Below are 18,342 nucleotides of genomic sequence, written 5' to 3'. Positions count from 1 at the left end.
TCGGATTTTTTTATTGCGCGTCAGCGTTACCGTTATGGCTAAACGGCAAGCGCGCATCATGCGCGGTTTTGGCCTGCTGCGCTTTCAACCAGCGTGCCGGACTCATTCCTATCGCACGCACAAACGCACGCGAAAACGCCGTCTGACTGCTATAGCCGTTACTCAGCGCCACCGCTAACACCGACTGGCCTTGCAGCAACTGCTGACAGGCCTGCGTCATACGCAGTTGGGTTAAATACGCCAAAGGGGATTGGCCGATAAGACGCTGAAAATGCTCGGCAAAGCGCGCCCGTGACATCCCAGCCCCTTGCGCTAACGAGGCAACCGTCCACGGCTCATCTTTACGCTCATGCATGAGCAACATGGCTTTGGCCAGTTTGCTATCCGACAACGCCGCCAGCATCCCGTGCTGACACAAGCCCTGCGCCACGATATAGCGCAGCAATAAGATGATCAGCATCTCGAGCAGTCGCGACAGCATTGATGTTTGCCCATAGCGCGCCGCAAAGGCCTCATCAAACAGCATCGTGAGCACCGGCTCCAGTAAGGCGACCTCACTGAGCGGTAACACCAGCACCTCCGGCAACGCTTGCTGTAAGGGGGAGTCCGTATTTGGCCCTAATGAGAAACTGGCGCACACCAGATCGCATCCCGCTAATTGCTGCGGCTCAAGGCGATGGGCGCGACCTTTGGGAAACATCACCAGCGTCGGCGTTGTCAGCTGCCAACGCCCACCGGTCTCATCCGACAACACCAGCTCACCGCGACGCAGCAAGTGCAAGTGCCCACCATCAGGGTAATCACGGCTTTCCGAACGCTCGCATAAGTTACCGGCAAAAAACAGGTGCGTTTGTGGCGCTGACTGACTCAGCAGGCGTGACAATAAATCCATTTTGAGACGACCGGTCTATTTTAAAAGACGCATGGTAACAAACCCACTTCGCAACTCAAGCAAACTCAAGCTCTGAAAAGGTAAGCCCAGGTAACGTCAGCATTTCTGACATAACGGATTAATCACTCAGGGCTCATGACCCATTGAGGAGGCGCAATGTCACACTGCAATAAATTATCGCAATACAATAAAGGTTATCTACTCGCGCTACTGGGGGTCGTACTCACCTTGGTGTGGATCGGTATTTTTAAGTTCACCCCAACCGAAGCGCAGGCCATTAAACCGCTGGTTGCCAGCCACCCGCTAATGAGCTGGATGTATCACTTTGCCTCTGAACAAGCCATATCCAACCTGATAGGTACGCTGGAGATCCTAACCGCTGTTGGCCTAGTCGTGGGGTTATGGAAACCGGTGATTGGTTACTGGAGCGGCTGGGCAGCAACCATCACGTTTTTAGTGACTCTCAGCTTTTTATTCACCTTACCGGGGGCATGGAAAGTGGTCGATGGTGTTCTCACCACCGAGTTTTTCATCTTTAAAGATTTGGTGTTCTTGGGCGTGGCGATACAAACCATCACGTTACACCGCCGCACTCAGCACACGTGTGCAGGCGCGCTAAACCCACAATAAGCATAAGGCGCGGAGTCTTCGCTATCGCCAATACGCAGACTCCGCGCCACCTATTGTTTGTTAACCCGCGATAAGCAAAGGGTTAACGCCATAAGAGGCCCCGTTTATGACTCGACAGCGAAGTTTACTCTATCTATTACTGGCCGTATTTTTCGCCTCTGGCGCCGCAAAATTGCTTGGCTTGCCCTTTGAAATTGCTGCCTTTAACCGCTGGGGTTATCCGCACGAATTGATGTATGTGATTGGCGCACTCGAAGTGGCTGGCTCGTTAGGTTTGCTGCTTGCCATCACCCGCCGCGCAGCCTGTTGGGGATTAAGCGCCCTTATGCTCGGCGCTTGCGCGACCCACATCGCGCATGCGGAATACGGCATGTTAGTCGTCGCGCTCACAATGCTGGTTGGTCTGTTTGCTGTGCAACAACCGATACCGCTATTAGCCAACAAAAAAAGCCGGTCAGAGTCTCTGACCGGCTTTTTATGAACCGCTATGGATAAAAACGCTTACTCGGCAGAATTCAGCTTCGATTTTGTTGGCTCAGAAGGTATCGGCTTAGCGGGATCGCGCAGCACCGCTAACCCGCCAAAGGCAAACACAATCGCCAACAACGGATTAATCAGATTCAAAAAGGTATACGGCGCATAATCGAATGCCGACACCCCCAACACCCCGCCCATGAAGGCGCCAGCGGTGGTCCACGGGATCAACGGCCCAGTTAAGGTCGCCCCCTCTTCCAAGGTGCGACTAAGCATGGCCGGCTGCAAACCGCGCTGGACAAACTCTTGGCGAAAAAGATTACCGTTCACGATAATCGACAGATACACCTCGCCCATCAAACCATTGGTGACAAAGCACGCCCCAATCACCAACGCCACCAGCGAGCCCAGCCGTTTCACCTGCTGCAATAATCCCTGCATGGCCACCCGCAAATAGCCCAACTCATCCAATAGTGCGCCCAAACACAGCGCCATAAATGACAGCGCAAAGGTGCCCATCATATTGATAATGCCACCGCGATTGAGCAACGTATCCAGCGTTGCCACACCACTGTGGCTGACATAGCCACTATTCATGGCATTGAGCGCACTGGCCACCGAGTCACCTTGCCCCACCACACTGCACAGTACACCCAGTAAGGCGCCGCCCATCAGCGCAATCAAGGCTGGTACCCGCAGCACACTCATCAGCAGCACCGCCACTATCGGCAGCAATAACCATGGGCTAATCACAAAATGCTGTTGCAGCGCCTGCAACAATTCGCTGACCTGCGTACTGCTGGCACTCTGCGCCAGATGGTAATGCCGCCCGACCGCATAAAATGCGACCAGACTGAGCAAATAAGAAGGCACCGTGGTGAGTAACATCGAACGGATATGCGCAAATAAATCGGCACCGGTGGCGGCAGCGGCCAGATTGGTGGTATCCGATAACGGAGAGAGTTTGTCGCCAAAAAACGCGCCCGAAACGACCATGCCTGCGGTGATGGGCGCGGGGATCCCCAGCACTTGTCCCATAGCCATAAACGCCACCCCCATGGTACCGGCGGTGCCCCATGAGGTACCGGTCGCCAGCGAAACCACGCTACAAACCAGCAAACCGGCCGGTAAAAAGAAGGCTGGGCTTAAAATCTGTAAGCCATAGAAAATCAGGGTTTGGATGATCCCGCCTTGGATCCAACTGCCGATCAATGCACCAATCAGGATAAAAATACACAGCGCGGGAAATGCGCGCACGATCCCGCTGCGCATTTTGTCCATGATCAGCGTAAAGCGCCAACCATCGAGCATCGCAATCAGCACCGTGAAGGTTAACGCCAGCAGCAACAGGATCTTAATATCCACCTGATACGGCATACCGGCGGCCAGTGTTGCGATGATCAAAACCAGAATGGAGTAAGCCGCGGTTTTACTCGGCTGGGTTGTCGATGAAGCGTTCGATGGGGTTGAAGACATAACCATCCCAGATTATTAGCGTAGTTTGCTTCGAGTATAAGCACTGCGTTAGCAGACAAACACCGCTAAAGTATAAGGATATACTACTTACTGTCGTTTTATCACCCAAGCTGCCGATGTTACGCTCCGAGTAAACCACCACTCGGCAGCCTCAGTTGAGCGTCTGCACATATTGGCGTGGCGTTAAACCAAATTGCTGGCGAAAACGTGAGGAAAAACGCGCCGCCGACTGATAACCGCACGCCACTGCGACCTCGGTTTGGCTGTGCGCCTGTTGCAGCAAACCCAACGCATAGCCCATACGCACCTCCGTCAGCACTTGACGGAAGGTCGTGCCTTCGGCGGCCAAGCGGCGGATCAAAGTTGCGCGGCTCATGGCAAAATGCGCGGCCACCGTTTCAATCCGGTGCTCATCCCCCGGATTCACTCCCAGATAGGTCACCAAGCGCTCGCGTACTGAATCGACACGCGTTGGAAACAATTGCGACAATGCGCCCGCCGCGTGTAATTCGGCATACAGCGCCTGTAGCAGACAAGCTTGTGTGGCCGGAGCCAGATTTTGCTTAGGCATCTGCCAGAGCAAATCAAAGCAATAGGCTAACTGCGGTGTCACTGCCACCCGCGGCGCATCGAGCGCCGAGGGTGCGTCCGTCAACCACTCCGCAGGCGGCGCCGCATGCAAGGTCAGCATCCGCGAATAAAACTGGCCCGCCTGCGGCATGTTGACGAAGGTCAAATACTGACTGGCGGGGATCAGCAGCCAATGATCAGCGGCAAAACTCAAGGTTTGGTCATGCCACCACAACTGTTTTTCCCCCTGCGTCACCCAGATGATCGCCGGTGTCCCAATCAGCACATTATGCAAAGGTTGTTTACGTACCCCTTTGAATTCCGAGGCTTGGATCAGTGTCCGGCGCATCATCATCACTCCGTGGCACACAAGAAGGTGCCCAATCAATTATTCATTTACATAAGTGGCAGTCAGGGTGGCTTTACCTAACGCCGAGCTGTTCAGCATAAAGCCCACTAACGCATTAGACGCGTTTTCCGGCAATTCCAATTTTTCCGTTGGCAACGCCCAAACCGTAAACTCATAGCGGTGCATGCCCTCGCCTTTTGGTGGGCACGCGCCACCGTAACCGACAAAGCCATAATCGTTACGCATTTCGCGCGCGCCTTTAATGTGCCCAGAAGCGCCGCGCGCTAACGCATGCTGCGTCGCCGGAATATCTACCGCCACCCAATGCCACCAGCCGCTGCCGGTTGGTGCATCCGGATCGTGCGCAGTGATCGCAAAACTGCGCGTACCGGCAGGCGCATCACGCCAAGTCAGCTGCGGTGATTGGTTTTCACCGTTACAGCCCATCCCGTTGAAGGCAAAAGTCTCTGCCATCCGAGAGCCTTCTTGAATATCGCTACTGTTCAAGGTCATGGCGGAAGCGCCAAAAGAAACCGCGGCCATTAATGTGAGTAAGGAAGCTGCTTTCATGATGATTCTCCGTTATCAGTTAACGAAGCTCAGTCTAGCGTTCCGGCCTGCGAAAAAAGTAACACAACAGCTCAATGAATGCGATAAGTCGCCACTAATGAGCCGCTGCGTTATTTTTTTAATGGGAGGGTTCGAGCAAAAGATAACGCCTAAAGTGCAGAAAGCGCCGAAAGCCGCTCAACCGACCTTCGGCACCTGAAAAAATACCGCCAATGAGTATACAAACACGCGTCATCAATACTCTTTAAACGCCAACTCCAAACGCGCCAGCATCGGCTTAAACAGATAACTCATCAAGGTACGTTCACCGGTTTTAATGGTCACACTGGCCGGCATACCGGCTTTAATTTTGTAATCGCCCAGCAAATGTTGACCTTCTGGCGAGATTTGCACTTCCGCCAAGTAATACGGTTGTTGGGTCAGTTCATCCGTCAAGCGGTCAGCCGACACCGTCAACACCTGCGCCGGAATAGACGGCAGCAAGGCATGGTTGAGCGCAGGAAACAGTACATCGACAGTCAACCCCGGGACCAATTTATCGATGGCATGCACCGGCACTTTAGCATCGATTTGCAGCGGCTGATCGGCGGCCACGATATCCATCAAATGCTCCCCGGGCTGGATCACCCCGCCCACGGTGCTGACTTTCACATCCAACACAATACCGTCGGTGGGTGAGCGGATCTCGGTGTTGTCCAATTCATGTTTGGTCGACACCAATTCATCCTCGAGCATCGCAATCTCTTTTTGTTTTAAGGTCAGCTCCGATTCCACTTCACGAATATATTCATGATGTACCTGATAGGCCTTAATTTTCAGCTCATTATGTTGAGATTTGAGCTTGGCGATATTCAAAATATCCTCCGACACACTGCCCGAGATTTCCGCCGCCTCGCGCTCTAACACCAGCAACTGCGCTTTGGGGTAGTATTTCTTCTCACTCAACGCGCGCACCGCGCCCAGTTCTTTATTGATCAAACTGAATTGATGCTCACGATACCCTTTGATTTTATTGAGGTTATCAATTTGCCCTTGCAAACCATCGAGCGTCTCTTGGATCATCGACAGCTCACCCTGCACGGTTTGGCGCCGCGTATCGAATAATTTGGCCTGCAAACGGCGAATTTCCGCTAGCCGCTTATAACCGGAGTATTGCTGCGTTAGCGCATCACTGAATGGGATCTGCGCTAACCCATCACGCTCGGCTAATAGCCGATCCTCAATGCTTTTCGCCAGCACATATTGCGCCACCAAGGCGCTGTAACGCATGTCGAGCTGGGTTTTATCTAAGCGCAATAAGACCTGATCTTTTTTAACCGCCTCCCCCTCACCGATAAAAATATCGGTAACGCGACCGCCACTTAAATGCTGAATGGTTTTGCGATTACTGGAAACCGTCACCGTGCCATCGGCCACGACGCCCGCATCCAACGGCGCCAGCGCCGACCACAGCACAAAGCCCCCAACGCCGAGCACTATCACGATAATTCCACGCCACAGCGGCGCCCAGATATTGGTATCCACTGGGCCAGTCGTTTTCGGATGGGTCTTTTTCATGTTCAGGCCTCCCGCTGCTGTTCGTTGCCGGCGCTCGCGCTGGCGACCGGCTTGAGAATATTGGCCTGCCGCAAATTGGCGAACACCTGATCGCGCGGACCAAACTCCTGCACCGCGCCTTCGCGCAGTAACAGCACTTTATCGACTACCCCCAACAGCGTCGGGCGATGCGAGATAATCACCGTGGTTTGCCCTTGTGAGCGCAAGGTCTTGATGGCGTTGATCAGCGCAAACTCCCCCGCGTCATCCAAATTGGCATTCGGCTCATCGAGCACAATAAAAGCAGGGTTGTTATACACCGCACGCGCCAAGCCAATGCGCTGACGCTGGCCGCCCGAAAGCTGGTGGCCGCCGGCCCCGAGTAAGGTGTCGTAACCGTGCGGCATGCGCAAAATCATCTCATGCACCCCCGCCAATTGCGCCGCAGCCACCACCAATTCGCTATCAGTGTGGCCAAAACGGGCTATGTTCTGCGCGATCGAGCCATCAAACAGCTCCACATCTTGTGGCAAGTAGCCGATAGAGGGCCCGAGCAGCGCTTTGTCCCACTGACAAATATCCGCGCCATCGATACGTACTTTGCCCGACAGCGGAGTCCAGACTCCCACCAACAATTTGGCCAGCGATGTTTTCCCCGAGGCCGATGGCCCAATAATCCCCAACACTTCACCCGGCTCTAAGTTGAGCGAGATATTACGCAGCGATGGCGTATGCTGACCGGGAGGCGCAGCAAACAACCCTTCCACGCTGATTTGACCTTTCGGGCGCGGCAGCGTCAGCACCTCTTTGGGCTGCGGGTACTCTTGCAACAAGGTGGACAATTGCTGCCAAGCACTACGAAACTGGATGAACTGCTTCCAGCTACCAATAATTTGCTCTACCGGATTCAACGCCCGCCCCAAAATGATCGAAGCTGCAATCATTAAGCCCGGCGTGATATAGCCGCCAATCACCAGTAATGCCCCGGCACCTAATGCCACAGACTGCAACAAGATCCGCACGAACCGACTGATACTGCTAAGGCTGGCCGTTTTATCCGCGGCTTGGGTTTGCAGTAACAGCACTTTATTGTGTTGCTCCAGCCAGTGATGACGCAGCGCCGACAACATCCCCATCGCTTCAATCGCGTCGGAGTTTTGTAATTGCTTATTGAGTTTGCCCGCATTGTTAATGGTTAAGGCGTGCGCTTGCTGGATAGGCCGTTTAGTCACCAGCTCGGAAATGAGCGTCAAGGTAAAGAGAATTGCGATCCCACCGGCGGTCAAATAACCAAGCAGCGGATGCACAATAAACGCAATCAGCAGGTAAATGGGCGTCCACGGAATATCTAACAGGGCAAACAGGCTGTTACCACTGAGGAATTGCCGGATTTGCGCCAACTCGGCCAACGCTTGCGCCGGATTGTTATCACCGGTGGCAATTTTGCGTTTGAAGGCCGCACTGAACACCAACTGATTCAAATTCACATCTAAGCGATTCCCGAGCCGGATCATCACACTGGCACGGGCTGATTCAATCATGGCAATCAGGATATACAACCCAACCACCAGCAAGGTGAGCATCAGCAAGGTGGTGGTGTTCTTGCTGACCAGCACCCGATCGTAGACTTGCAACATGTAAATAGCCGGCGCCAACATCAGCAGGTTTATCACACAGCTGAACACCAACAGCAGAACAAAAGCGGGCTTGGTCCCCTTCAGAGCCTCTTTGAGCTCAGTCGGTGTATGCTGTCGCGACATGCTGTTCTCCTCAAAAAGTCAGAGATCCAGCCCGTTGAGCAACACTCAACGGGCTGGTTGGCTAGAGACAGACTCAGATCAAGGTCGTTCCACTGGTATTGATGACCGGGGGCGCTGGGATCTCCAGAATAAAGTCATCAATGGAGATCGTGGTAGAATTAACCCCCACCAGCGTGATGCTATTACTGCCGATGTTAATCAGCGCATCACCACCGTTAGAGGCAATCCCAACACTGCTGGCAAAGTTACCGGCATTGATCCCCAGCAGACTGATATCGAGATAATCCTGACGCCCCACCGGATTACTGTCGAAGCCCGCAATGGTGTCGCGACCAAATCCAGCGCCAAACTGGAAGATATCGCTACCGGCATTACCATCCATCAGATCGTTACCCGCGCTGCCAACCAGTATGTCGTCACCGGCACCGCCCAGTAAGGTATCCGCACCCGCACCGCCGACGAGGGTGTCATTACCACTGCCCCCTTGCAGGTTATCGACGCCATCGCCGCCATCCAGCAGGTCATTACCGTTTCCGCCAAGCAACCGGTCATTACCGCCTAAGCCGAACAACGCATCGTTACCCGCGCCACCGGTGAGAGTGTTGGCCAGCCCGTTACCGGTCCCGCTGAAATCGCCAAGACCGGAGAACACCAGCTGCTCGACATTGTCGGTCAGGACATAGCTGCCAAGGGTGGTTTGCACGACGTCAGTGCCGCCATTGAGCGCTTCAGTGACCAGATCGCCAACGTGATCGACCAGATAGGTATCGTCACCGCTGCCGCCCGCCATCGCGTCAGCGCCCAGTCCAGCATCCAGACGATCGTTACCGGCATCGCCTTGCAAGGTATCTTGGCCATCACCGCCATTTAGGGTGTCATTACCCGCGCCACCCACCAGCAAATCGTCACCCGCCAAACCGTTCAGTACATCGTTGCTGCCTTCACCGCGCAGAATATCGCTCCATGCGGTACCGGTCAGGGTATTGGCTAAGTTGTTACCGACCAGCAGATCACCCACCGGTTGGGTCGGCGCGGAGGTCAGCACCACCGGTGCGTTCCCTTCATCATCCACCACCGTCACCACCACTTGCAGCTGGCTGCCCACCACGGACTGCCCAGGCGTGAAGGTCGCCGATGTAGCACCGAGAATATCAACAAAGCCATTCACGGTACTCATCTGCCACTGGTAGCTGAAATTCCCGCCGGTTAAACCATCCGCATCGGCAATGCCGCTGACCACGGCGGTCAACATCAGGCTTTCGGTTGGGGTCAGATCATTAATCAGTGGCGCACCGGTAGTGGCCTGATCTTTAGGCAGAACGGCGCTGGTTTGCCCTGATGTCAGGGTTTCCGCATCGCCCATCCGGTCAGTGAAGCTAGCCACCACCCGCAGCGGCGCACCCAGTACAGCATCGACCACGGTAAATTCCGTTCCGACGCCTTGGTTTTGCCATTCACCGGCAATCAAGGCCTGCCAGGTCAAGGTGATCACCGCGGCCGCCGCAATCCCGTTACCATCTTGCAAATTGGTCAGATTGACACGTAGCACATCACCTACTGCCGGAGATGGGTTATCAATGGTCAGGTTACCGGTTGCCGCTTGCGCGGTGATCCAGAGCTGTTCACCGTTGCCAAACTCCATTTTTTCCATGTTGAGCAAGCGGTCAGTACCATCATTGAGACCCAGCGCGGCATCCGGTGTCGCATGCTCAACCCGGACGCTGCCATCTGCCATGCGAGTGAATTGATAGTTGGTGCTGAGATCTCGGTACACCGCGATATCCGTTTCACCGCTCGCTCCGTCATGCAAGATCTCACGCACGATAGACAACTGATGTGGCTTGAGCATACCGGCCAGCATGAACGATTTCAGCTCATTCATACTGTCAGCACTGGTAATGCTCGGAAAGCCGCTGACCGCAATACGCACATTCAGCCAAGCATCGCCATCGATGATGTCATTGCCCGCTTTACCGGTAATGCGATCGCTGCCGCCACCGCCGAGCAAGATATCGCTGCCGTCATCGGGGTTGAACAGTACCGCATCAGCATTAGCCGCTGGCGTCACACCGAGGATAGCTTGCAAGCCACTGATCCGATCAGCACCGGCTTGGGTCAAGTTATTGGATAACGGTACCCCCTGCACCGGTGCGGTACCCAATGGCCGATCAGAGCCGGTCAGCACATCGTTGTGGCTCCAGCCCGACAGTCCCTCGACCAAGTCAAAGCGGTCACGCAGAATAAAGTCTGGCTGATTGACGAAAATCGGAATGCCCAAGTCAGAGTTCGCGGCATTCGGATCGCCTTTGTGAATGGCCCAGTCAAAACCAGCCATACCGTTATTGCGCTGAATGCCGACACCTTGGAACATGATGTCATCACCAGCTTCGGCATCATAATCGGTATCGTTACCTTGACCGTTCAACACATCGTGACCAATGATGGTGCTGTTAAAGAACAACTCCGAGTTTTCACCGGCTAAGGTGTCGAAGCCGTCACCGCCCTCCATCCAGTCATCACCTTCATTACCCAGCAGCAGATCGCCGCCGGAGCCGCCCAGCACAAAGTCATTATCGCGTCCGGCAAACACTTCCTGAGCATCTTCGCCTACCACCACAAAGTCGCTACCGCTACCGCCGAACACCAGATCGTTACCGTTGCCAGAGAAGATGACATCATGACCGGCATCGCCGTGCAGGAAATCCGCCCCGCCGACCGGGGTACCAGTATCAGTGATGATGTCGTTGCCATCGCCACCATGTACCACGTCGGCCTCATCACCGCCGTCGAGGCGATCATCGCCGCCATCGCCCCAAAGGCTGTCAATGCCCTCGCCGCCAATCAGAGTATCGTTACCCGCCGAGCCGCCCAGCACCACATGCCCTTGTCCGGTATATTTCAGGTAAGCGCCATCCGCGGCCCCATCGCCGTTAACATCCGTGGTGGCCGCGCGGCGCACCAACAGAGGGAACAGCAGATCTTTGAGGGCATTACCCCAAGTGGGATCAGCTTCGGTTTGCAGCGCTCGATTGACTTCAAAAATGTGATCCGGTGTCTGGAACAGGTGCGCCGGCAAGTGCGACGAGCCATCTTGGCCCAGATCGCTGTTGCGCATGACCAAAGCCGTAAAGGAGTTGGCCTCCAGTTCATTGAGCAGGTTCAAGCCCTGTGTCCGGCTCAGGTAGTAGAAGCGATCGCCGTCTTGCAGCATTTCCATCTGGGTTTCAAACACAAAGTTGAAGGTCGACCCCAACATGCCGCCAAACTGATTTTTCCGCTCCGCCAACCCACCAATCCAGAAATCGACCATATTCAGGCCCGATTCACGGCTCGCCCACTCTCCGGTGCTGTTGAAAAAATCAACCGCATCGGCCGGCGGTGCCGATACCCCATCACCAAACAGTAAGAAATTAACCGCGTCGCGCTTACCTTCTAGGGTGGTGGCATTAAGGATCAGCTCATGTTGACCATAGGCCGCGATAAAGTTGATGATGGACGCGGGATTTTTCAAGAACGACGCAAAATCGGCCCAACTGCTGTACGGGCGCAATTGGCTGTTACCGGTTAGCTCGAAAAATTGCTCACGGGCCTGATTCAGTGTCGGCATGGCTGTATCGCGACCACGAGCAATGTTAAGCGCGCCCAAATCCAGCGGTAATCCCACCAAATTATTGCGCAGCGCCTCGGTAATAAACTCGTCAATTTCATTACCGACTTGCCGTGACATACCGCGCACAATCGCCCCGATCGCCTGCTCATCGGTTACGGTCGCGCCATTAAGCTGATTGAACGCCACCGGATTGAGGAACGCTTGAATCAGCCCAATATCATCGCTTTGCATCGCCATATCGGTACGAGCGACCGTTTCCGTCAGCATCGAGTGACCAAAGCGGTACACCACATGGGCAAATTCAGCAAAAATAGCCGGATTAATATCGGCGCTGTTCGAGAACACAAACGGGTCTACCGCCGGTTGTACGGTACGGGCAAACTCTTCAAACGCCAGATGCTGGTATTGCATCTCGGTGGCAAAACGCCCGGCTTGGAACAGATATTCACCGTTCCATTGCAAGGTACTAGGGTCCGCCGGGATCTCCGTGATCTGGTGATTTGGCAGCAACCACTGGTTAATCAAATTGACATCATTACTTTGCAACAGGGTGGTTTTGTACTGCTCCACCAGCCGATTATGCTCGCCGTGGAAGACCGCATGCACCGCCGTTAAGCCAATGTTTTCGTTACCCCGACCATCACCGGTAATAAAATGGCGCGCCAGCAACTCATCATCGTAGGTGCCGGGGGCTTGCTCACCGCCAATCACATCATCGGCATCGGCCACCAGCCCTGCTTTCGGCACCGCGCTATGGGCAATATCATCTAAAAACGCATGTCCCGTACGCAGCGTATCTGCCGGTAACAAGCCACCGCTGGCCTCCACCAGCCCAGAAACCGTCACGATCTGTACTTTGCCGTTTTCGCTCAACAGCAAGTTGCCGTAGCGGTCAGTGGCCAGTAACGGCACATTAAAAATATCCTGATCGGTCAGCGTAATGCCCAGCATTAACTGCGCTTGCGCTTTCACATCGGCCCACGTGGCCAATCCACCATTGGCACCACCCAGCAGATGACCGGTAGGCTCAGGTTTGCCATCCACCACGGTAAACTCACGCAGGAATATTTGATGCGAAGGATGGGAGGTGTAGGTCTGGTTTTGGTCAATAAACGGGGTAGTTAGGTTTTTGGTTTCATGGTTGGCATCCACTTCGGCGCGGGTTAATACCATAAAATTGGTATTCGAGCCTGCCACATACAAAGGATCATCCGGCTGTAGGGGAATAAACACAATGCCGTTGCCACCTTTAGGGATCAGATCCAAACCGTGGTCGAAGAATTGCCCAAACAGCGTCATCCAGCCGTTAAAGGCGGGCGACAAACCAATATCCGGCGACAAGTTGGGGATAGACAAACTGCTATTGCCGGAAATCGTACCGCCACCGGGCGCCTCTGCCAGCGTGTTATACGCATCCAGCGCAGCGGGGTTGGATGCGGTTTGGTCGGAAATCAAGTTACTGATGATGCGCGGATCGGCGTCAATCACCATCCCGCCCAGCTGGGTGTAGCTGGTCATCGCATCGGCGTTTTGCCAGTTTAGTGCGGTGAGCCGCGGCATGGTCTGATCGGCTGAGCCAAACAACTCTTGCCCCGGTAACAGGTTATTCCACGACCCATCCACGGTACGAATGCCATACGGCAACAGTGGGCTGGTGACTAACTCGCGTAATACATCGCCATTAACACTGCCATCGCTGTTGGTGGCAGCCTCGGATATCTTGATTTGCTGCAGAATAAACGCCAGATCATGCAGCGTAACGGTAAAATCATACTGTGAGGCCATGCGTCATTACCTTTTCACTTCAATGATTTACTCCCATTCACTCCCCGTTGGTTTACGCACAGGAAAGGAATGACCCGAATCATGCCGAGTTAATTGCATGATTAATATGGGCTTTAATTCCATTTGATATGGCCCACGACGATATACTGATGCAAAAGTACTAGGTGTAACCTCGCTCGCCTTCACCGCTAGGAATGAAAGAAAATACAAGGTTTTCCTGCACTAACCGGACTTACATGGTGTCGTTTTTATTAGCTGTTGAATGGACGATTCTTTTTAGGCCATACAGCTAATCATGGTCGGCCCTATCCATTCTTCAATCATGCTTTTTTATGAATTAAAAAAAACGGTCTTAATACTTTTGCATATCGTCCTAAGCGTGGTCTTTACGCCTATACATCAAGCCGTCCGCCTTAAGCGTGCAACAAATGCAGGCACGATGGGGCTTCTGGCGGTGAAATCAAGCCGGTTATCTCGACTAAGCAAGCCCAAAAACCACAGCGCAAAACCACTCCAGAAAGAAAATTAAAGAGAAGATAAACATGACGCAGGGATCAGCAGCACAAAGCGTCGCGCCGCCAATGCGGCACGCAAGATGAGCTACGATACATAAAGGGAAAAGAGAGAAAGGATATGGAGACAATAAAATACGCAGGGAAATAGCGAGCTAACGCTGCCGTTACGGCAACCGTTACGACAAATAGCCCCGTAATTCACGCCAATCAGCAGCAAAGCGCTGACGTAAGAAAAAGACATGCAGCGCCACTCGCTGCCGGCGTAGCCAGCCACCGCCAGTGACATACTGCCGATAATGACAAATATCCTGCCACAGCAGCTGCGGTTCAAACCCCGCCCACACGCACGGCACCGGCGCTAACGCATTGGCATAGCATACCGGCGCGACCCACTCAAAAAAGAGCTGCTCAACCTGTCCCGTCGGGAAAGCACGCGCTTGGGCGGCGATGGCGTGGTAATTCACCACATTATCGACAAAAATATCTGACAAGGCTTCACACAGGTGCTGTACCTGCGCAATAGATGCCTCAACCGGCATGCCTGTATTCATCATAATTCTGACACTCTCCACATCCCTATTCGCAGCCACCCTATTTGCAGCAACACTGCGTTTACTGGCTAGGGTTGGGTATATTCTTGCAACTCCTTAATGCGCTGCTCAGCGCGTGAACGCATACACCCTAAGTACATTGCATTACGAATGGTGCCTTGTGACCAGAAGGTATACACCGCCTGACAATCTTTCTCGCGAAAACTGATCCAGGCCCGCTGCGCAGCAATAAACTGCTGTTTCATCTGCGCAGGGCTATCGGGTTGCGCACTTTCAGCACTGATTTGCGCCAGCACCTCACGATAAACCTGATTTAATTGCGCTTCCGTCTGCTCCTGCTGTTTTTGCAGGCAAGCATTAATTTCCAGCGTATTGGCCGCATTACCACAATCTTGCTCTGGTGCTGATGCAGTGGCTGACGCCCCGTGTGCCACAGGCATCACCGCCATCCCAGCCAACAGTAGGCTCGCCGTGAGCCATGCACGCGCTCGCGTAAACACCGAACGCCTAGCAACAGCGCGCAGCATTAATGTATTACCATACAACATAATCCCTCCAAGGATATGTGACACCAACAACACTGCCAGCATCAACGCTTTGATGCCGCTTGATGCCATAGCTATGGCGATCAGCTTAGCGCGATCGGTATCAACACAAAAGCATCAGCTAAAAAGAGCCATCTAACCACCGGTGTCAAATCGGCACGGCTCACCAAACAGCAAGATGCGAAGGCATTGAATAACCACGAGCGAACCGCCACAATGGCCGCCGATTCGCAGCGATGGTGAGATGCGGTGCGGCAGCTTATATTAGGCACTGAATTTCGGTGCTCTTATATTAGTGCACGGGTATTAGCACGTACCGATATTGCCCCCACAACATGACGATGGAGCCTCATGGATCGGCTAACCGCACTGCAGGTATTTATTGCCGTCGTAGAGCAAGGCAGTTTAAGCGCTGGCGCTGAACGACTGGATATGTCACGCGCGATGGTCACTCGCTATCTGGCCGAGTTGGAACGTTGGATGGGTGCACGCCTGTTACACCGAACGACGCGGCGCCAAAGCCTGACTACCGCCGGCGAAGAGGCCTTGCGCTATGCTCGGCAGATGGTCGCGTTATCGGACTCCTTAGAGCAAGTGAGCCAACATGCCAACTCCGCACCGCGTGGGCAACTGCGCGTCACTTGCAGCTATTCACTGGCGCAACATTTTCTGATCCCCGCCGTCAGCGCCTATCAAGCGCAATGGCCCGAGGTTTCGGTCGATATCCTGCTGCAAGATAAAGCCGTTAATCTGGTAGAAGAGCGTATCGATGTGGCGCTGCGCATCACAGATGAGCTCGATCCTAATTTGGTGGCTCGTCGGCTCGGGGTGTGTCGCTCGGTCGTTTGTGCTAGCCCCGACTACTTACATCGCCAAGGCACGCCGCTTTCTCCGCTGGAGCTGACACAGCACAACTGCCTGACCTATACCTACTTTGGCAAAAGTGTGTGGGAATTTAGCGGCGTTGATGGGCCGTGCAGCGTTGCCGTCAGTGGCAACTTAAGTTGCAATATCTCAACGCTGTTGCTGGATGCCGCGGTGCTAGGCAGTGGGATCAGCTTGCAACCGCTGGTCAGTGCTGCGCCTTATCTGGCGAACGGTCAACTCACCGCCTTGCTCACCGCATGGGAGCCCAAACAGCTGGATGTGTATGCGGTCTACAGTACCCGCAAGCAGATGTCACCGTTGCTACGTCACTTTCTCGACTTCTTATACCAGAGCATGGCCGACGATCTACTCTGGCAACCCGCTAACGGACATTGACCTTCATGACGCGGAATAGGCCATAACTATAACCCATAACTAAAGACATAAAACTGAACGCTGAGCGATACTAATAAGCCAAACGATTCACCACCAAAACCAGCGCGGCACTCACAACAACTCATTAAGTGCCACGCTCAGTTAATCGACTGGTTTATCCAACTTCTTGCCAGAACCAGTAGACTTAGCCGCGGCGTAATTTCACATCCGCCAACAGCGCTTGCATTTGATCAGTGATCAACTGCTGAATACGCTGATCTTGCAAATTACCATCACCGTCAAAGCTGTCGGTAAAAGCATTAGAAAACACTTCCGGACGATTGAGTGGGAACAGATTCAAGAACACGCACACCTGACGCAAATGATACTGCGCGCGTGATGTACCCATCCCTCCGCCCGCCCCCATCAAGGCCACCGGTTTCCCCGAGAGCAAGGAGTTATCCGGCTCACGAGACGCCCAATCCAAGATATTCTTCAACGCCGGCGCTATCGAATAGTTATATTCCGGACAAGCCAGCACTAACGCATCCGCCGCACCAATTTGAGCCAACACCCGCTGTACGGCAGCCGGCTTTTCTGTCACATCCGCGTTATAAAACGGGATATCGTGCAGATCCACAATTTCAAACTCCACCTCTGCGGGTAGCGCATTAGCCACCGCGCGTAACAGGCCTGAGTTACACGATGCACGACGCAAACTGCCTGAAATACCCACAAATTTAACCGAACCCATGGTGTCACTCCTTGAATATCATGTTGAAGAACGAGTCTGGTGCAGCCTGAAGTCTCTGTTCGCGCCAGCAAATCGCCCTCATCTAGCGAAACGGCTTTGCTATAGATCTACCAATTCACTTTCTAAAGCCTATACCAAGAATGGATTACTGCACACGATGCGGATGTTACGGTTTATGGCTACGCTTGCCTTACCCAACAAGCCGGTACGTACATACTGCTCAGACGCACATTCTTATACCCACACCCTCACCTTGTGACACGCAATCTATAGATAATCACGATCCATCCGAAGATAATCCGCCGGTTTTCTTGGTTCTGATCGTAGAGGCTTGCAGCGCCAGAAAGTGTGGAATATCAGCCAGCAGAATGCGCTTATGGGGTAAACCCAGGAGAATAATGCAGCGGAACAGGCGGTTCGCAGGCCATTTCATTGAGCGTGTATCACCGTTAATGGCGATCCATCCGAAATGAATCCGGCGGTTTGCTTATCGGGCTGTGCAAAGATCTCTCACGCTAGCCTCTGAGCCTCACGCAATCGCAAGGCCGCGCCGTCAATGGGGAGGCAAGCTAACGCTAGGTTCGGTCAGACGCTACAGAGTGCTAATAGGCAGGACAAGGAAGATAGCTCACTATCACCTGTTCAGGCGCATCTTCTTCCAACACATGAAACCCAGCTTGCTGGATATCCTCAAGAGCAGAGAGTACCGCTTCGCGTTCATTTTCCGCTAAACGCAAAAAATTGAGAAAACAACGATCTTGATAGGAGACTAATAACGCATCTGAACAGACTCGGCTTAGCTGGCGATCAAACAGCTCAAATTCTTCATCGGTCGGTAAACCCGTTGGCATCAAGTGAAGCGTAAATTCGTAAGTCTGCATCAGATCCCTCAGTAGACTGTATGCTGACCTGCGCAGGAATATCTCCTCAGCACGTTGTCAGTCTGGGCTTTCCCCATTGTTTCGTTCAGCCAGAGAAACAACCGCGGAAAATAAAAACGCCCTGTACATTAAAAAATGTCAGGGCGTTTGTAAATATCTGTGCAAATTACCGGGCTATTTTCAAAACAGATCGCAAAAAGTC

At 53.5% G+C, this 18,342-nt stretch carries 15 protein-coding genes; 4 read left to right on the top strand and 11 right to left on the bottom strand.

Annotated elements, in window-relative coordinates; all coding sequences use genetic code 11:
- Nucleotides 1-10: 10 nt before the first annotated feature.
- Complete coding sequence (locus tag LQ901_RS15265) at nt 11-892, bottom strand: AraC family transcriptional regulator (protein ID WP_152135322.1); 882 nt, start codon at nt 890-892, stop codon at nt 11-13.
- A 156-nt stretch (nt 893-1,048) separates the two neighbouring features.
- On the opposite strand from LQ901_RS15265, the gene LQ901_RS15260 reads away from it, so the two are divergent.
- Entirely contained in the window at nt 1,049-1,522 is a 474-nt protein-coding gene (locus LQ901_RS15260; protein ID WP_152135321.1) for a DUF417 family protein, read from the top strand.
- A 106-nt stretch (nt 1,523-1,628) separates the two neighbouring features.
- Nucleotides 1,629-2,003 carry a DoxX family protein gene (locus LQ901_RS15255; protein WP_152118156.1) on the top strand — a complete coding sequence of 125 codons (375 nt, stop codon included), beginning with the start codon at nt 1,629-1,631 and terminating at the stop codon, nt 2,001-2,003.
- Between the two features lie 20 nt (nt 2,004-2,023).
- Here LQ901_RS15255 and nhaC read toward each other — a convergent pair whose 3' ends face one another.
- The 3 genes from nhaC to LQ901_RS15240 form a co-directional block, all read right to left on the bottom strand.
- The gene (nhaC, locus tag LQ901_RS15250; protein ID WP_178088295.1) at nt 2,024-3,472 is read right to left on the bottom strand and encodes a Na+/H+ antiporter NhaC; all 1,449 of its coding nucleotides are present in this window, start codon (nt 3,470-3,472) and stop codon (nt 2,024-2,026) included.
- Nucleotides 3,473-3,623: 151 nt separating this feature from the next.
- Nucleotides 3,624-4,391 carry an AraC family transcriptional regulator gene (locus LQ901_RS15245; RefSeq protein ID WP_047707302.1) on the bottom strand — a complete coding sequence of 256 codons (768 nt, stop codon included), beginning with the start codon at nt 4,389-4,391 and terminating at the stop codon, nt 3,624-3,626.
- Nucleotides 4,392-4,430: 39 nt separating this feature from the next.
- Entirely contained in the window at nt 4,431-4,961 is a 531-nt protein-coding gene (locus LQ901_RS15240; protein WP_010863262.1) for a YbhB/YbcL family Raf kinase inhibitor-like protein, read from the bottom strand.
- Here LQ901_RS15240 and LQ901_RS15235 point away from each other — a divergent pair.
- Nucleotides 4,960-5,160, top strand: coding sequence for a hypothetical protein (locus LQ901_RS15235; protein WP_233672405.1), 201 nt, complete (start codon nt 4,960-4,962; stop codon nt 5,158-5,160). The genes LQ901_RS15240 and LQ901_RS15235 overlap by 2 nt on opposite strands.
- A gap of 35 nt (nt 5,161-5,195) precedes the next feature.
- On the opposite strand, the gene LQ901_RS15230 is transcribed toward LQ901_RS15235, so the two are convergent.
- From LQ901_RS15230 to LQ901_RS15210, 5 genes are all read right to left on the bottom strand, one after another.
- Nucleotides 5,196-6,518: an HlyD family type I secretion periplasmic adaptor subunit gene (locus LQ901_RS15230; protein WP_010863263.1), complete on the bottom strand. Its 1,323-nt coding sequence runs from the start codon at nt 6,516-6,518 to the stop codon at nt 5,196-5,198.
- Nucleotides 6,519-6,520: 2 nt separating this feature from the next.
- Nucleotides 6,521-8,257: a type I secretion system permease/ATPase gene (locus LQ901_RS15225; RefSeq protein ID WP_084976836.1), complete on the bottom strand. Its 1,737-nt coding sequence runs from the start codon at nt 8,255-8,257 to the stop codon at nt 6,521-6,523.
- Nucleotides 8,258-8,330: 73 nt separating this feature from the next.
- Nucleotides 8,331-13,652 (bottom strand): peroxidase family protein, encoded by a 5,322-nt coding sequence (locus LQ901_RS15220; RefSeq protein ID WP_233672404.1) that lies wholly within the window; start codon nt 13,650-13,652, stop codon nt 8,331-8,333.
- Nucleotides 13,653-14,343: 691 nt separating this feature from the next.
- Nucleotides 14,344-14,721, bottom strand: coding sequence for a hypothetical protein (locus tag LQ901_RS15215; RefSeq protein ID WP_233672403.1), 378 nt, complete (start codon nt 14,719-14,721; stop codon nt 14,344-14,346).
- Between the two features lie 65 nt (nt 14,722-14,786).
- Nucleotides 14,787-15,335, bottom strand: a complete 549-nt coding sequence (locus tag LQ901_RS15210; RefSeq protein ID WP_233672402.1) for a lysozyme inhibitor LprI family protein — start codon at nt 15,333-15,335, stop codon at nt 14,787-14,789.
- A 279-nt stretch (nt 15,336-15,614) separates the two neighbouring features.
- Here LQ901_RS15210 and LQ901_RS15205 point away from each other — a divergent pair, with 279 nt between their 5' ends.
- Complete coding sequence (locus LQ901_RS15205) at nt 15,615-16,526, top strand: LysR family transcriptional regulator (RefSeq protein ID WP_233672401.1); 912 nt, start codon at nt 15,615-15,617, stop codon at nt 16,524-16,526.
- A gap of 184 nt (nt 16,527-16,710) precedes the next feature.
- Here the strand turns inward: LQ901_RS15205 and LQ901_RS15200 are convergent, their stop codons facing one another.
- Together LQ901_RS15200 and LQ901_RS15195 are read right to left on the bottom strand one after the other, a co-directional pair.
- Nucleotides 16,711-17,259, bottom strand: coding sequence for an NADPH-dependent FMN reductase (locus LQ901_RS15200; protein WP_233672400.1), 549 nt, complete (start codon nt 17,257-17,259; stop codon nt 16,711-16,713).
- Nucleotides 17,260-17,861: 602 nt separating this feature from the next.
- Nucleotides 17,862-18,140: a hypothetical protein gene (locus tag LQ901_RS15195; RefSeq protein ID WP_010863270.1), complete on the bottom strand. Its 279-nt coding sequence runs from the start codon at nt 18,138-18,140 to the stop codon at nt 17,862-17,864.
- Nucleotides 18,141-18,342: the final 202 nt, after the last annotated feature.

The organism is Plesiomonas sp. PI-19 (assembly GCF_021368255.1).
GTDB classification, from domain to species: domain Bacteria; phylum Pseudomonadota; class Gammaproteobacteria; order Enterobacterales; family CAMTGL01; genus Plesiomonas; species Plesiomonas shigelloides.
This window is presented reverse-complemented; position numbering and strand designations above follow the sequence as displayed.

Coding starts and splice junctions, on each gene's coding strand:
- LQ901_RS15265 (WP_152135322.1), bottom strand. CDS start 892: ATGGATTTATTGTCACGCCTGCTGAGTCAGTCAGCGCCACAAACGCAC.
- LQ901_RS15260 (WP_152135321.1), top strand. CDS start 1,049: ATGTCACACTGCAATAAATTATCGCAATACAATAAAGGTTATCTACTC.
- LQ901_RS15255 (WP_152118156.1), top strand. CDS start 1,629: ATGACTCGACAGCGAAGTTTACTCTATCTATTACTGGCCGTATTTTTC.
- nhaC (WP_178088295.1), bottom strand. CDS start 3,472: ATGTCTTCAACCCCATCGAACGCTTCATCGACAACCCAGCCGAGTAAA.
- LQ901_RS15245 (WP_047707302.1), bottom strand. CDS start 4,391: ATGCGCCGGACACTGATCCAAGCCTCGGAATTCAAAGGGGTACGTAAA.
- LQ901_RS15235 (WP_233672405.1), top strand. CDS start 4,960: ATGATGATTCTCCGTTATCAGTTAACGAAGCTCAGTCTAGCGTTCCGG.
- LQ901_RS15240 (WP_010863262.1), bottom strand. CDS start 4,961: ATGAAAGCAGCTTCCTTACTCACATTAATGGCCGCGGTTTCTTTTGGC.
- LQ901_RS15230 (WP_010863263.1), bottom strand. CDS start 6,518: ATGAAAAAGACCCATCCGAAAACGACTGGCCCAGTGGATACCAATATC.
- LQ901_RS15225 (WP_084976836.1), bottom strand. CDS start 8,257: ATGTCGCGACAGCATACACCGACTGAGCTCAAAGAGGCTCTGAAGGGG.
- LQ901_RS15220 (WP_233672404.1), bottom strand. CDS start 13,652: ATGGCCTCACAGTATGATTTTACCGTTACGCTGCATGATCTGGCGTTT.
- LQ901_RS15215 (WP_233672403.1), bottom strand. CDS start 14,721: ATGATGAATACAGGCATGCCGGTTGAGGCATCTATTGCGCAGGTACAG.
- LQ901_RS15210 (WP_233672402.1), bottom strand. CDS start 15,335: ATGGCATCAAGCGGCATCAAAGCGTTGATGCTGGCAGTGTTGTTGGTG.
- LQ901_RS15205 (WP_233672401.1), top strand. CDS start 15,615: ATGGATCGGCTAACCGCACTGCAGGTATTTATTGCCGTCGTAGAGCAA.
- LQ901_RS15200 (WP_233672400.1), bottom strand. CDS start 17,259: ATGGGTTCGGTTAAATTTGTGGGTATTTCAGGCAGTTTGCGTCGTGCA.
- LQ901_RS15195 (WP_010863270.1), bottom strand. CDS start 18,140: ATGCAGACTTACGAATTTACGCTTCACTTGATGCCAACGGGTTTACCG.